This window comes from Achromobacter xylosoxidans A8 (genome assembly GCF_000165835.1).
Lineage (GTDB): Bacteria > Pseudomonadota > Gammaproteobacteria > Burkholderiales > Burkholderiaceae_B > Achromobacter > Achromobacter xylosoxidans_B.
On sequence record NC_014640.1, the window covers coordinates 5798488 to 5812953 of the forward strand.

A 14466-nucleotide genomic window follows, 5' to 3' on the forward strand; every position below is an offset into this window, starting at 1 on the left:
CAGGGCGCGCATGCGCTGATATCATGGCCAGGCGCCGCGGCACTGCTGCCGCACCCACGGGAGGCAAGTATGTTCAAAAAGCTGCTGGCATTGGTGTTGGGCATGGCATTGATGGGCACGGCAAGCGCCGCCCTGGCCGCGGACAAGGTCGTCTATCACGTCAACGACTCCGCCTCGCAGGCGCTTTCCGCGCTGCGCAACATGCGCAATCAGCTGGACACCGCGCCTGACACCTCCATCAAGCTGGTGGCCCATGCCGACGGCGTCGACTTCCTGATGACGGATTACAAGGACGCGGCCCAGGTCGGTCCGCTGATCTCTGCCCTGGCCGCGCGCGGCGTGGCCTTCGAGGTGTGCGAGATCACCCTCAAGAACCGCAAGCTGGCCAAGGACGCATTCGTGATGGAAGCGGACTTCACGCCCTCAGGCGTGGTCCGCATCACCCGGCTGCAGCAGGAAGGCTATTCCTACATCAAACCCTGATTGCCGGCGGCGCCCTTGACCTGCGGCTGGTTGGGACTTACCTGCGATATCGTCTTGCGGTCGCGCAGGTAGGCCGCCACCACATCCCATACGGGCTCGCCGGCAGCCCCTTCCGCCACCGGCGCCCACCCTGCCACCTTGTACTGCTTGTCGGCCTGCACCGGCGAGCCACCCAGGCGCATGTCGCTGATCCGCGCCCCCGCCGCGCCCGCCGGGTCGATCGCATACTGCAGCCCTCCCACGCGCACCATGTCGCCGCCCTGCTGGTAGTAGGGGTCCGGGTTGAACAGATTGTCGGCCACGTCTTCCAGAATGGTCTTGAGGGTGGCGCCGCTCATCTGCGTCACGGTGGTATGGGGATAGGTGATGGCGGTCTGGTCCAGCACGTTCTCCATGGTGATGGGCTGGCCCGGCAGCAGGCTGGTGCCCCAGCGGAATCCAGGCGAAAAGGCAATCTCCGCGTCCTTGACCTGCATCAGCGCATCCAGGATCACCTGATCGAAGGTGCCGTTGAAATTGCCGCGCCGGTACAGGGTTTCCTCGGTGGTGGCCAAGGGCTGCGACAGCTTTTGCGCATAGGGCGCGCGGATGCGTTCGACCAGCTGCGCCATGGCAGGGTCCGCTGGCAGGTACTGGGCGAACACCGGCATCAGCGTGTAGCGGAAGTCGGCCACCTTGCCGTCCTTGACGTCGAAATCCAGCACGCCGAGGAATTTGCCGTTGCTGCCGGCGTTGGTGACCAACGTCTTGCCGCCGGCGTTCTGCACCGCCACCGGGGCGGGCACGCCGTCATGCGTGTGGCCGCCCAGGATCGCGTCCAGGCCGCGCACGCGGGACGCCAATTTCAAGTCCACGTCCATGCCGTTGTGCGACAGCAGCACCACGGCCTGCGCGCCCTTGCCGCGCACCTCGTCTATGGTTTCCTGCAGCCGCTGTTCCTGGATGCCGAAGGTCCAGTCCGGCACCATGTAGCGCGGGTTGGCGATGGGCGTGTAGGGAAACGCCTGGCCGATCACGGCCAGCGGCACGCCGTTCATTTCTCGCATGGAATAAGGAGCGAACACCGCGTCGCCGAAGTCGCTGGTCTCGACGTTCTGCGCCAGGAACTCGACCTTGCCCTTCAGGTCTTTCTCCAGCACTTCCTGCACGCGGTCGGCGCCCAGCGTGAACTCCCAATGCGCCGTCATCATGTCCACGCCCAGCAGCAGGCAGGCATCCACCATGTCCTGTCCGCGGGTCCAGAGCGCGGTGCCCGAACCCTGCCAGGTGTCGCCGCCATCCAGCAGCAACGCGCCCGGCCGCGTGGCCTTCAGGCGCTTGATCAAGGTGGCCAGGTGGGCAAAGCCGCCGACCTTCCCGTACTGTCCCGCAGCCTGGGCGAAGTCCAGACAGGTAAAGGCGTAGGCCTGCGCCGAACCCGGCGCGATGCCATAGGCCTTCAGCAGATGCTCGCCCACCAGATGCGGCGCGCGGCCCGCGGCCTGCCCGAAGCCCAGGTTGACGCTGGGCTCGCGAAAGTAGATCGGCAAGAGCTGCGCATGGCAATCGGTGAAATGCAGGAAATGCACGTTGCCGAAGGCGGGCGTGTCATAGAACGCCTGCGCGGCCTGCGCCGCCGCGCGCGGATGGTGCGACAGGCCCATGCCGCCCGCGGAGGCGACCGCCAGCATCTGAAGAAACTCGCGTCGATTGATCATCGGTCCAACCGTGTAAGAGGAAGGGATGCGCTCAGGAGCGCGGCGTAGCGTGGCGCAGCAGTTCGAGCACATCCTCCTCGAACATTTCGCCGGGGATGGCCTCAAGCAGCTTGCCGTTCGCGTCCAGCACGAAGATTTCGGGGATGACGCGGCGCTTGCCGAACACTGCGCGCAGGGCCTCGTTGTCCATGGCTACGCCGAAGGTGTAGCCATGTTTGGCGATGTAGTCGCGCGCGGCCTGCTCATCCTTGTCGATGCTGACCGTCAGGATGCGCAGACCCTTGTCGCGAGCCGCCTCGGTGAGCTTCTGCAGATGCGGATTCTGCCGCGCGCAGTAGGGGCACCAGGAAGCCCAGTACTCCACCACCAGCGGCTTGCCCGCAAGATCGGCGGCAGACAGCCGGGTGCCGTCCAGCAACTGCACATCCGGCATCACGAGCTTGTCCCCCACCTTCGGCGGCGCCTGGGCATGGGCCGCTGCGGCGGCCAGCATGCCCGCGGCCAGCAGCAAGCGGCCGTATCTGGAAACAGCGTTCATGCGTCCTCCGCGCGCGGCCGTGTTCAAGGCTTGGCCTGGTCGTCATTGACGGCGGATTGCGGATCCAGCAGCAGCGCCATCACGTCCTTGAGTTGCTGTTCCGTCAGGATTCCGGCCGCGCCGAAGCGCGGCATGTTGGAACAGGGCATGGTGGCGTGCGAGTCGTAGATCTTGTTCCAGGTGTAGGCGACCATTTCCTTGCTGTTGCCGCGCAGCTTGCCGTACTGGTAGAGCGAGGGGCCGATGTTGCCAAACGAAATCTCGGCCTTGGTCATCTGGTGGCAGGCATAGCAGTTGCCGCCGTTGATCGTCTTGGCGGTGTCCGAGAACTGCAGGCCGCGGCCGTTCTGCGCCACTTTCTCGCCCTGCCGCCAATCGCCGATGTAGTTGCCGTCGGCGGGCGGCTTGACGTTGGCGGCGGCCTCCTGCGTGATCTTCAGGGCGGTGTCCGCCGGCATCTCGCCGCCTGCTTCGGCGATCGAACAGGCCCGCTGCATCGGCGACTGGTCAATCCGGTCCAACTTGGCGAGGCCGCGTTCGACGAATGAATCCTTCAGCTCCGCGACCAGCGCCTGGTGATCGACAGCCGCTTTCGGCGCCGGCTGCTGCGCTGCGGCGTTCGCCGCCAGAAGCAGGCCCAAGGCCGCCAGGCCGGGCCAGGTCGTGCGTATCTTGCGCATGATTCCCCCTTTACCGCTTGATGGCCGGGGCCATCATCTGGCCGCCGTTGGCGTTGACACCCAGGAACACGGTCAGGTCCACCGACGCGTCCGAACCGTACTTCAGCAAGGGCATGCGCTGCTGGCGGAAGCAGTCCTGCAGGCGCCATTGCATCGACCGCAATGCGCCTTGCGACACGCGATAGGCCGGCCAGCTGGCAAAGGCCGCGCGCGCGGGCTCCTGTTTGGTCAGGTTGGGCAGGTCCTGCAGACGGATGCGCTTGTTGTCGCCGGTATGGCAGGACGCACAGGAGAAATCGTACGGACCGCCGCGGTAGTAGAAGATGTCGCGGCCGCGCGCGTAGGCCGCCTGCTCCTTGGGATGACTCTGGGGCACGGCGATCTTCATGCCGCGCGACAGGCCTGCCACATACGCCACCAGCGCCTCGATATCGGTGGAGTACTGCCCGTCGCCCGAGAAGGGCTTCTTGGTGACCTCGGCGGCCTCCAGGCCTTGCAGCTGCACCATGCAATAGACCAGGCGGCTCTCCAGGTCCATGACGCGGCCGGCATCCTCGAAGTAGCGAGGCAGCTGCGCATACGCGCCCTTGACCACGCCGGCGCCCTGGCCCAGGTCGCACTTTTCCAACGAGGCCTTCTTCGGCCCGCGGCTTTCCTTCCACAGATCCTCGCCCGCCATCTCGATCAGCTCGGCCGGATTGCCGTCGGCCAGCATTTCGCGGTACTGCGCGATGCCCTGCGCCGTGTCCTGTTCGGTCGCGGCCCCGGCGAACCTCGCCCCAGCCAGCGCGAAGCCGGCCAGCGCACAGGCGGCGGCCATGCGTTTCCTATCCATGTATGTCTCCTCACGCGGTTGCCCTGCCGGCCTTGCGCGCCGGCGGGCGCTTATTGTTTGTCCGCCTTCATTCACACATCCGAAACGCTAGGTCACCGTGGTGGTGTCCGTGCGGGTCGCGCCTTCGCTGTCTTTCCACGTGACGCTGACCTTGTCGCCCTTGGCGCCGCCCTTGAACTTGAACGACAGGAACGGGTCGCGCGACACCGCTGGCCCCCATTGCGCCGCAAGCACCACCTTGTCGCCGTTCTTCACCACCACGTCCTGGATGAAATGCGCCGGCACCACCTTGCCTTCGGCGTCCTTGCGCTGCCCGGTTTCCATGATGTGGCTCATCAGGACCTTCACCTCGATCACGCCGTCTTTTTCCGCGGCGCGGATCCGCATCGGCCTTGCTTCCATGTGCTGTCTCCTTGATTGCTCGTAGCCGCTGCGCGGATCAACCGCCGCAGCCGCCCAGGGTCACCTTGATTTCCTTGTGCGCCGTGTAGTACTTGCCGTCGGCCTTCACCAGGGCGTACACGTCCGAGGTCTGGCCCATCTTCACGCGCGTCGCCACTTCGGGCTCGGTGCCTGCGGGCAGCGTGAAACTGGCAGCCAGGGCGTTCGGGTTCTTGGTGACCAGGATGGAGATCTGCTCGGTGTTGGGCAGCTTGCTGACCGCCCCCACCGGCACCACCGCGCCGTTCTCGGCAATGTCGGGAGCCACCAGCGTGATCTGGTCGCTGGCCACGGCGTCGCCGCCGCCCAGCGCCTTGATCACGTCCTGCATGCTCTTGGCATCGAAGGCCTGCTTGTTCCAGTCGGCCTGCACCGCCCAGGCCTGGCTGGGCCGCAGCAGGCCCGCCGCAACGGCCAGGCTGAGCACCGTGCCCAGGCCGACCACCTTGCGTCGCTGCCGATCGATGTGTTGTTGCGTCATAGCCGTCTCCTCTCTCCCTGAGTTTTCAACCCGGCGCGGGTGCGCCGGCCAGAATCCAGTCCACGATGCGTTTCAGGTCGTCGTCGCTGACGCCCGGGTTCGGCGGCATCGGCATGGCGCCCCAGACGCCGCCGCCGCCCTTGCGGATCTTCTGAACCAGCAGCGCATGCGCGTCCGCCTTGCCGTCGTACTTGGCCGCCACGTCGCGGTAGCTGGGTCCGATCATCTTGCGATCGGCCGCATGGCAGGCCACGCAGGTGCCGGACGTGGCCAGGCGGGCGCCCGCCAGGTCCGCGCCCGCCGGCTTGGCCGGCGCAGGCGCCGCCGTCGCGGTTGCGGTCTCCGGCTTGGCCGCGCCGGCCGCCGAAGCGATGGTCTGGCCGGCGTGCAGGCGCACGGCGTCGGCATTGCTGCCCGCAGCTCCGGTCAATGGCGGCGCCAGCGTGTTGGCGCCCCGCACAGGGCCGATCAGGCGGTTCTGCGCCGCGATGTCGCCATGGGCGTTGCGCGCGTAATCCGGCAGCTCGGAGGTGACCTTGATGGTCTCGACGCAATTGCTCATGCACGCCGTGTTCTGCGTATCGGGCTTATCCCCGGGCAGCCACATGCCATGCTCGCGCGTCATGCCGTTGCGGTTGGGCATGCGCGTCTGCACGTCGGCGATGTTCTTGTCGGAAAGTTCAAAATCCTCGGGCACGATTTCGCCCAGGTTCAGCAGATAGGCCGTGACGGCATAGACCTCGTCCGGCGACAGGGTCTTGGGCTGGTCCCAGGGCATGGCGCGATGGATGTAGTCCCACAGCGTGGAGACGGTACTGACCTTCATCAGCGTGGTGCGCTGCGGCTGGGAATTGCCGGCCAGGGCCGCGACGCGGCCGCTGCGGACGTCGTCGGCGGTGGTGCCGCCGACGATGGGCGTGAAGACCTCGTTGCTCTCGCCGAAGCTGCCATGGCAGGACGCGCACTTGCCTTCCCAGATATCGCCGCCGCGCAGCACCGTGCCGCTGCCGGGCGGCAGGCCTTTGAAATCCGGCCGCACATCGATGTCCCACGCCGCCACCTCGGCCGGCGTGGCGTCCCGCCCCACGCCGGGGAACTTCTCTGCTGCGTCTGCGCCCGGAGCCAGCATGGCCAGCCCCAGGCCCATACAGGCCAATGCCGCGCGCAGGCTATTCAACGTGGACATTGCTCACCTCTCCGCTCTCGGCCACCCGCCACGATTGAATGCCGTTGTTGTGATAGATGGAGCGCGTGCCGCGCACCTCGCGCAATTGGCCCGAACGCGGCTGGACATAGCCGGTCTCGTCCTGGGCGCGGCTTTGCAGGATGACGGGCGAACCGTCCCAGACCCAGTCGATGTTGAAGCGCGTCAGGCACTTGGTCAGCACCGGCCCTTCCAGCCGCGCCGTGCGCCAGTTGCGGCCGCCGTCCACCGACACATCGACCTGCTTGATCTTGCCGCGTCCCGACCAGGCCAGGCCGGAGATATTGCAGAAGCCCTTGTCCAGCAACACCTGCCCGCCCGACGGCGTGGTGATGACGGATTTGCATTCCTGGATCGAGGTGTACTGGCGATGCAGTCCCCCGGGCATCAGGTCGACGTAGTGGATGGTCTCGTCCTTGGCGTTCCAGGGCTGGTCGCCGACTTCGATGCGGCGCAGCCATTTGACCCACGACACGCCCTGCACGCCCGGCACCACCAGGCGCAGCGGATAGCCGTTCTCGGGCCGCAACATTTCGCCGTTCATGCCCCAGGCCACGATGGCGTCGTCCAGCGCCGCTTCCATCGAAATGGTGCGCGTCATGCTGGAACCGTCGGCGCCCTCGGCCAGCACGAACTTGCCGCGCTTGAGGTCGGCGCCGCAGTCTTCCAGCAGCACCGAAAGCGGCACGCCGGTGAACTCGCAACAGGACAGCATGCCGTGGGTGTACTGCACCGTTGGAACCGCCGCATTGCCCCATTCCGGGCCGCTGTTGGCGCCGCATTCGATGAAATGGATGCGCGACACGGACGGCAGGCGCATCAGGTCGTCCATGGTGTAGACCTTGGGCTGCGCCACCAGGCCATTGATCATGAAGCGGTGCTGCGCCGGGTCGATATCCACCCAGCCTTGATGATGGCGCTCGAAATGCAGCCCGCTCGGCGTAATGATGCCGAACAGGCCCTGCAAGGGCGCAAAGGCGACCGAGGAGGCGGGCACCCGGGTCAGGCCCGGCGACTGGCGCCGCTGCAGGTTGGCTTCGTACTTCGACGGCACGCCATAGGGCCGCGCGGCGACCGGCTGTCCCAGCGACGTCGTCCAGGGCCGCGGCGTCAGGATCATCTCGTCGCCGCCCGCCTTCTGCGCCAGCGCGTTGCCGCCCAGGCCGGCGGCCAGCGCGGCGCCCGCCGTCTGGAAGCTGCGCAGCAAAAAACCTCGCCGGGTGTCGTCCAGGCCATTGCGGGCAATGTCCTGCGCCAGATCGGCGGACACGAAATTCTCGGGCGCCTTGCGCAGGCGTCCCACTTTTGCCTCTCGATCCACCTTCCTCCTCCGTGGGTGTTACCCAGCTTCTTTATTTTCTGTAGTTATATGCAAATTATCTTTGCACATAAAGAAGCTGGTTGGCACGCTGCGCCGCAACACCCGGCGGCGTCTGCACGGTCAAACAAGGGGATCAGCCCAGCATGTCGCCCCAGATTGCCTGGGCCCAGGCCTGGGCATCAGGATTTTCCCTAGCGTTGGGTTCGGCCGACAATCCGCCGGCTCCGGCCACCGGCAGCATGGTCTTCGCCGCCGCGTCGTAGCGATGCACGCTGGCTACATGCATGACCTCGCGGTCGGAGGTGTAGCTGTAGCAGGTGTTGGCATACAGTGGCAGCGGATTGACGCTGCCGCCGCCAAGCAGTGCCAGCACGGCGGCGGCGCAGGTCTTGCCATGCTGGTTGGCCATGTGGCCGGACTTGGGCATCGCCGGTGCGACCTGGATCGCATCGCCCAGCACATGGATGCCGGGCACGGCCAGCGATTCGAAGGTCAGGAAGTCCACCTCGCACCAGGCGCCATTGGCGGTGGCCAGGCCGGCGTCCACCGCGATAGCCGCGGCGCGCATCGGCGGCACCACGTTCAACACGTCCGCCCGCACGGTTTCGCCCAGTTCAAACTGCACGCTCAGGCCCGCAGCATCCACCGCGACCGCCTCGAACTGCGGGGTGTATTCGATGTAGTCCGCGTAGGAATCGGCCCAGGCGCGGCGGAACAGCGCGGCCTTGGACGTGATGTCGGCGTTGGCGTCGAACACCAGCACCTTGGAGCGCGGCTTGTGCCGCTTGAAATACCACGCCACTTGGCAGGCCCGCTCGTACGGAGCGGGCGGGCAACGGTATGGCGCCAGCGGGATGGTCAGCACATAGTTGCCCCCGTCCGGCATCGCCTCCAGCTGGCGCCGCAGGGCCGCGGTCTGCGCGCCCGCCTTCCAGGCATGCAGGACCCGTTCCCGCGCGCCTGGCGCGTCCATGCCTTCGATGCGCTGCCACTGCATGTCCACGCCGGGCGAGAGAATCAGGCGGTCATACGACAAGCGCTCGCCACTGGTCAGCCGGACCTGCCGGGCCGCCGCATCAATGGCAAGCGCACGGTCGCGCAGCAGGCGCACGCCGTGGCGCGACAGACCGTCCCGGGCGACGGTGATGTCGGCCATGGACTTGCTGCCTCCCAGCACCAGATTCGACAGCGGACAGGAGACGAACACCGGGTTCTCATCAACCAGCGTGACATCGACCGCGCCCGCGCCCAGCAGCCGCAAATAGCGTGCGGCGGTGGCGCCGCCATAGCCGCCACCCACTACCACCACGCGCGGCTTGGCGGCGCGCGCGATAGGCGCCGCGGCCAGGGCGGCGCCTGCCGCCGCGGCCAGCAGGATGCTGCGCCGCTTCATGGGGCCGCCGCCGCAGGCTGCGCGGCAAACCAGCCGGCAATGCGGACGATCTCGGCGTCGCTGTAGCCCCGCGCGATCTGGCCCATGACGCTCCCGTCGGACGCCCCACCCGCAAGCGCCCGCATGCGTGCAGCGATCCAGTCGGCGGAGCGTCCCTCGAGCGGGGTAATGGCCGATGTCGGCCGCTGCGCGGAGGCATGACAGGTGACGCAGGCGGCCGCCCAGGCCTGCGCCTGCAGGTCGCTCTCCGCCGCGATGGCCGGACTGATCCACGCAGCGGGCAACAGCGCGCAAGCCAGCGCCGCGCTTGCTGAGGGTCGAAACGGCACGCCAGGCATGGTGGGTGACCCCTCCGTGTATGTCCGCATGCAGCGGATCTGAATGTAGGCAGGTACGGCAAAGCTGGTTCGCGGTCCGGCCGGGGACGCCAAGTATGTCCTCGACTGCGATGGACGTGCAAGCGAGCGCCGCATGCGGATACCCATGCGGTAACGCTTATGGATCCCTCAGTTTTTTTCATTGGGCACTAATAGGTCCCTTCCCCATAATCCGCCGGATGCCATCGCCGCGCGTCGCCGAGGCGGCTCCATTCAACGATTCCATGGGGAAATACACATGTTGCGAACCAAGCTGGCCCGCTGCCTGCGCACAGCCGGGCTTGCCTGCGGCCTGCTGACGGCGGTGGCCGCCACGGCCGCCGACTATCCGGACAAGCCGCTGAAGCTGGTCGTGCCGCAGGCCGCCGGCGGCGGCACCGACGTCATTGGCCGTCTCTGGGCCGACTACATGTCGCGGCGCCTGAATGTGGCCGTGGTCGTAGAGAACCGTCCCGGCGCCAACGGCATCCTGGCTTCCAGCCACGTCGCCAAACAGCCCGCCGACGGCTACACCGTCCTGATCAGCGGCATTTCGTACCTGGCATTCAATCCGCACATGTACAAGAACCTGCCCTACGACCCGGCCCGGGATTTCGACGGAATCAGTCTGCTGGTCAACACGCCCTTCCTTCTTGTCGCCAGTCCACAGGCCGGAATCCGCTCGTTTCAGGACCTGGTCGAAAGGGCCAAGGCCAATCCCGAAAGCCTGAACTTCGCCTCCGCCGGCAAGGGCAACTCCACGCATCTGGTGGTCGAAATGCTCGAGCAGCGCCAGGGGTTCAAGCTGACCCACGTGCCCTACAACGGCGCTGCGGCGGGGCTGACCAGCGTCATGGCGAACCAGACGCAACTCATGGCCGACGTGCTGAACACGGCCGCCGTGCAAGCCAAGGCAGGCAAGGTCGTGCCGCTGGCGGTGGTGGGCGCAAGCCGCGCGGCCAGCGTGCCGGACGTGCCAACGCTGGCTGAATTGGGCATCGCCAATTTTCCGCTGCCGGGCTGGTACGCGTTGGTTGCGCCCAAGGGCACGCCGCAGGCCGCCATCGAGCGGCTCAATACCGAAACCAGGCGCTTCTTCGAAGACCCCGCGGTGAGGGCGCGACTGCAGGAATTGCAGCTCGAGCCGCTGCCATCCTCGCCGCAAGCAGTCGCCGAAGCCGTTGCACGCGACAGCGCGGCCTGGGGACCACTGATACGCCAGCTCGGCCTGAACAACGATTGACCGCACCCCGAAAGGAATGACATGCCCAAGCTCAGCAACGCCGTCTGGCGCTATCGCCACGAAAAAATGACGGCCTTGATGGATGACCTCGCCGTCGACGCCATCATGTTCACCTCGGCGGACTTCTTCCAGTTCGCCAGCAACTTCCACACCGACGTCCTGCCTTGGGAGCGGCCCATCTTCGCGGTAGTGCCGCGCAACGGCACGCCCTTTCTCGTGATGAACGAACTGTCGACGCATCACATGCGCTTCTCGCAGGAACAAGGCAAGGTCTGGATCACCGACATCACCTACTATGCGGAGCACCCTCGCGTTACGGACCGCCTGCCGCTGATCACCCAGCTACCGGAAGTCCTGGCCGAACGGCTGCGGCAGGCCGGGCTTGCGCGCTCGCGCATCGCGGTCGAAGGCGGCAGCCCGGTGCTGGCGCAGTTGGGCCGCCTGCTGCCCGAGCTGACGCTGCGCGGCGCCACCGCGGAATGCCGCTCGCTGCGCTGGCAGAAGCACGACGAGGAAATCGCCGTGATGGCGGCCGCCGCGTCGATTTCCGACTGGATACAGGACAGGTACCGCGAGAACATCCGGCCCGGCAGGCTGGTGCAGGAACTGGATTGCGCCATGGCCGCGCTCTTCGTGCAAGAAGCCGCCGAACGCTTCCCCGGCGAACAATTCGAGGTCATCCGCTGTTGGACGCTGAGCGGCCCGGCCTCAGCGTCCCCGCATGGCGATGGCGCCTCTTGCGGTGCGCGGATCAAGGAAGGCGACGTGCTGGTCAACATCGTCATCCCGCGTTTGAACGGCCTCACCATCGAGAACGAACGCACCTGGTTCTGCGGCACGCCTTCGGCGGAACAAGCCAGGCTCTGGTCCGCGGCCAAGGCCGCCAACGAAGCGGCCATCGCCGCCGCCCGCACCGGCAACCCCGTCTGCATGATGGACGCCGCCGCGCAGGCCGAGATCGAAAAAGCCGGCTATGCCGGCTTCATCCGCCATCGCACCGGACATGCCGTCGGCATCATCCACCACGAGTACCCGGAAGACATGGCGTTCTGCCAGCGGCCGCTGCTGGCCAACGAGGTGTATTCCGCCGAGCCAGGCATCTATGCCTACGGCATCGGCGGTTTCCGCCTGGACGATACGGTGGTGGTGGGCGATACGCCCCGCGTGCTGACCGGCACGCCCAAGACGCTGGAGTACGCCACCGTCAGGTAGGCTGGCCGGCCCCTTCCTGCGCCAGGCTCTGCGCTTCCTCGCGCAGGATCTCGCGCAGCCAGGGCAGCACGATGCTGGGCGAATCCGCGGCCCACAGCATGCCGATGGGGCCGAACTCCAGCCGCGTGGGCGCCCGCGCGATGCTGATCAGATTGAGCCGCTCGTACATGTGCGCCACAGAACTGGCCAGCGTCGCCACGTACTCCCTGTCCTGCAGCAAGGACAGCAAGGCCACCAGCGAACTGGTTTCCACCGCGGGCTTGGGCGGCGCCAAGCCTGCGTCGACCAGGGCCTGGTCCAGCCTGACCCGTGACATCACGCCGGGCGGCGGCAGGATCCAGGGATAGCCCTGCGTGTCCGCCCACGTAGGCGCAGCCAGCCCGGCCAGCGGATGGCCGCGCCGGGTCACCAGGCTGAAGCTGTCGGTCATCAGCCACTGCCCGCACAATCCGGAACGGCTGGCGCGCAGATCCAGCGGCCCGATGATGAGATCGATCTCGTGGCGCGCCACGCGCTCGATCAGCGGATCCAGCAAACCCTCGACCAGTTCGATCTGCACGTCGGGCGCGCGCTGGTGCAGCGTGGCGATCGCGCGCGGCAGCAGCACCGGCGCGGCCGACAGGATGGTGCCGATATGCAGCCGTCCGGCCACGCCCGCCTTGACCGCCTCGATCTCCTCACCGGTGCGCGCGGTGTCGCCCAGGACACGGGTCGCGTAACGCCACAGCGCCCGTCCCGCCTCGGTCAGGGCCAGCGTCCTGCCGCGCGCAAACAAGGGCGTGCCGACCATGTCTTCCATATCGCTCAGCCAGTGCGACAGCGCGGGCTGCGTCATGTGCATGGCCTTGGCCGCGGCCGTGACGGTGCCGGCCTTTTCCAGGGCGATCAGCACTTCCAGATGGCGCAGCTTCAAGCGCCGCGTCCAGAGCAATTCGGTAAGGGGCGCAATCATGCGGAAATGGTAATGGATATCTCAGGTTTATTCATTGGCTGTCTATGGGGTTCGCGCACAAAATGGGCACCTCTCGAATCGACCTCATGCCCACATGCCAGCAAGCCTCTCTTCCCCTTCGTCCTTGAACACCGTGGCTTGCGGCCTGGCGCAAGGCGGCCAGCCCGAGAGCGGCCTGAACGCGCTGGGCGCGGCGCTACAGGAGCGCATCGGCTACCGCTTGTTTACCGTGCTGGTGCTGGACTGGAACGCGGGCCTGAGCCGGCGCTGCTTCTCGACCCAGCCGACGGCCTATCCCGCGGGCGGCAGCAAGCCGATACGCGAGGACAGCGAGTTCTACGCCGCGGTAGTGCTGCAGGGCGAACCCCGTCTGTGCATGGACCGCGACGACTGCGCGCGGGCCTTTCCCGACCACGAACTCATTGCGTCGCTGGGCTGCGAAAGCGCGGTCAACGTGCCGGTGCGCTGGAACGGGCGGACTCTGGGTTCATTGAACCTGCTGCACCAGGCGGGCTGGTACCGACGCGAGATGTACGCCGAGCTGGCCTGGTATTCGGCGCTGGCCATACCCGTAGTGCAAGACATTATTCGAACCACCCAAAACAATGAGGGGAAATCATGAAGCGCCTGCGCAGCTACTTCGCCGCCTTGCTGTTGTGCATCGGTCCCGCCGCCGCTCAGGCGGCCGCGGATGGCTATCCGGCCAAGCCCATCACCATCGTATATCCGTATGCGCCCGGGTCCGCCTCGGATACGCTGACTCGCCTGATCGCCGACTCGCTGCAGAAGCAGCTGGGCCAGCCCGTCATCGTCGAAAGCCGCCCTGGCGCGGGCGGATCCATCGCTACCGAGCACGTAGTGCGCGCAGCCCCCGACGGCTATACGCTGCTGCTGTCGGCCAGCGGCACCATCGCCGTCAATCCGCACATCTACAAGCTGCGCTACCAGCCCGTGAACGACCTGGCCCACATCTCCGTCGCGGTGGAAGTGCCCTTCGTGTTCGTGGTCAACAAGGACTTCCCGGCGCAGGACTATGCCGCATTCCAGGCGCTGTCGCGCCAGAAGCCCGCCGGACTGACTTCCGCCAATGCCGGTCTGGGAACGCAGGCCCACCTGACACAGGCCGCCTTCGCCAAGCAGGCCGGACTTAGCCTGAACATCGTCGCCTACAAGGGAGCCGCGCCCGCCGTGAACGACCTGATGGGCGGCCACATCGATTCGATGATGGACAACGCCGCCTCGCAGATTCCGTATGTCACCTCGGGCAAGACCACCGCGCTTTTCGTCACCAGCGATTATCGGTTCGACGCTTATCCGAAAGTCCCCACCGCCAAGGAGCTGGGCATCACTGGCCTGGTACCGGCTGGCTGGTTCGGGTTGGCCGCGCCCAAAGGCACGCCGGGGGCGGTGATAGACAAGCTCCACGGCGCTCTGGTCCAGGGCCTCAGGACTGCAGACACCGAGCGCAAGCTCAAGGAATTGGGCTGGGTGATCGTCGCCAACACGCCGCTACAGGCTCGCGAGCGCGTACAGGCCGACTTCACCCGCTTGGGTGAGGTCGCGAAGGAAATCGACCTGAAAGCCCAGTGACTCGGCTCAAGGCAGGGCCGTGCCGTCAGCCGGCATAGCT

General features: G+C 66.6%; 16 protein-coding genes. 5 read left to right on the forward strand and 11 right to left on the reverse strand.

What is annotated here, in order from left to right:
• Positions 1 to 69 precede the first annotated feature (69 nt).
• Positions 70 to 483, forward strand: a complete 414-nt coding sequence (locus AXYL_RS26840) for a DsrE family protein (RefSeq protein WP_013396025.1) — start codon at positions 70 to 72, stop codon at positions 481 to 483.
• On the opposite strand, the gene soxB is transcribed toward AXYL_RS26840, so the two are convergent.
• From soxB to AXYL_RS26890, 10 genes are all read right to left on the reverse strand, one after another.
• A complete protein-coding gene (gene soxB, locus AXYL_RS26845) occupies positions 468 to 2177 on the reverse strand; it encodes a thiosulfohydrolase SoxB (RefSeq protein ID WP_041656208.1) in 1710 nt (569 codons plus the stop codon). The two genes, AXYL_RS26840 and soxB, sit on opposite strands and share 16 nt — an antisense overlap.
• 34 nt (positions 2178 to 2211) lie before the next feature.
• Positions 2212 to 2718 (reverse strand): TlpA family protein disulfide reductase, encoded by a 507-nt coding sequence (locus tag AXYL_RS26850; protein WP_013396027.1) that lies wholly within the window; start codon positions 2716 to 2718, stop codon positions 2212 to 2214.
• A gap of 23 nt (positions 2719 to 2741) precedes the next feature.
• A complete protein-coding gene (gene soxX / locus AXYL_RS26855; RefSeq protein WP_013396028.1) occupies positions 2742 to 3398 on the reverse strand; it encodes a sulfur oxidation c-type cytochrome SoxX in 657 nt (218 codons plus the stop codon).
• 10 nt (positions 3399 to 3408) lie between these two features.
• Positions 3409 to 4233 carry a sulfur oxidation c-type cytochrome SoxA gene (gene soxA, locus AXYL_RS26860; protein ID WP_013396029.1) on the reverse strand — a complete coding sequence of 275 codons (825 nt, stop codon included), beginning with the start codon at positions 4231 to 4233 and terminating at the stop codon, positions 3409 to 3411.
• Positions 4234 to 4320: 87 nt separating this feature from the next.
• Positions 4321 to 4635, reverse strand: coding sequence for a thiosulfate oxidation carrier complex protein SoxZ (gene soxZ / locus AXYL_RS26865; protein ID WP_013396030.1), 315 nt, complete (start codon positions 4633 to 4635; stop codon positions 4321 to 4323).
• Positions 4636 to 4672: 37 nt separating this feature from the next.
• On the reverse strand, positions 4673 to 5140 hold the full coding sequence (gene soxY, locus AXYL_RS26870; RefSeq protein ID WP_041656212.1) for a thiosulfate oxidation carrier protein SoxY: 468 nt from the start codon (positions 5138 to 5140) through the stop codon (positions 4673 to 4675).
• Positions 5141 to 5180: 40 nt separating this feature from the next.
• On the reverse strand, positions 5181 to 6341 hold the full coding sequence (locus AXYL_RS26875; RefSeq protein ID WP_049797863.1) for a c-type cytochrome: 1161 nt from the start codon (positions 6339 to 6341) through the stop codon (positions 5181 to 5183).
• Entirely contained in the window at positions 6325 to 7680 is a 1356-nt protein-coding gene (gene soxC / locus AXYL_RS26880; RefSeq protein WP_013396033.1) for a sulfite dehydrogenase, read from the reverse strand. The genes AXYL_RS26875 and soxC overlap by 17 nt, the downstream gene beginning before the upstream one ends.
• A gap of 133 nt (positions 7681 to 7813) precedes the next feature.
• A complete protein-coding gene (locus tag AXYL_RS26885; protein ID WP_013396034.1) occupies positions 7814 to 9073 on the reverse strand; it encodes an NAD(P)/FAD-dependent oxidoreductase in 1260 nt (419 codons plus the stop codon).
• Complete coding sequence (locus AXYL_RS26890; RefSeq protein WP_013396035.1) at positions 9070 to 9411, reverse strand: c-type cytochrome; 342 nt, start codon at positions 9409 to 9411, stop codon at positions 9070 to 9072. The genes AXYL_RS26885 and AXYL_RS26890 overlap by 4 nt, the downstream gene beginning before the upstream one ends.
• 277 nt (positions 9412 to 9688) lie before the next feature.
• On the opposite strand from AXYL_RS26890, the gene AXYL_RS26895 reads away from it, so the two are divergent.
• Both AXYL_RS26895 and AXYL_RS26900 read left to right on the forward strand, forming a co-directional pair.
• Complete coding sequence (locus tag AXYL_RS26895) at positions 9689 to 10672, forward strand: Bug family tripartite tricarboxylate transporter substrate binding protein (protein WP_013396036.1); 984 nt, start codon at positions 9689 to 9691, stop codon at positions 10670 to 10672.
• A gap of 21 nt (positions 10673 to 10693) precedes the next feature.
• Positions 10694 to 11884, forward strand: coding sequence for a M24 family metallopeptidase (locus AXYL_RS26900; protein ID WP_013396037.1), 1191 nt, complete (start codon positions 10694 to 10696; stop codon positions 11882 to 11884).
• On the opposite strand, the gene AXYL_RS26905 is transcribed toward AXYL_RS26900, so the two are convergent.
• Entirely contained in the window at positions 11877 to 12836 is a 960-nt protein-coding gene (locus AXYL_RS26905; protein WP_013396038.1) for a LysR family transcriptional regulator, read from the reverse strand. The genes AXYL_RS26900 and AXYL_RS26905 overlap by 8 nt on opposite strands.
• Before the next feature lie 94 nt (positions 12837 to 12930).
• On the opposite strand from AXYL_RS26905, the gene AXYL_RS26910 reads away from it, so the two are divergent.
• The gene (locus AXYL_RS26910; RefSeq protein ID WP_013396039.1) at positions 12931 to 13458 is read left to right on the forward strand and encodes a GAF domain-containing protein; all 528 of its coding nucleotides are present in this window, start codon (positions 12931 to 12933) and stop codon (positions 13456 to 13458) included.
• Positions 13455 to 14426 carry a Bug family tripartite tricarboxylate transporter substrate binding protein gene (locus AXYL_RS26915; protein ID WP_013396040.1) on the forward strand — a complete coding sequence of 324 codons (972 nt, stop codon included), beginning with the start codon at positions 13455 to 13457 and terminating at the stop codon, positions 14424 to 14426. The genes AXYL_RS26910 and AXYL_RS26915 overlap by 4 nt, the downstream gene beginning before the upstream one ends.
• Positions 14427 to 14466: the final 40 nt, after the last annotated feature.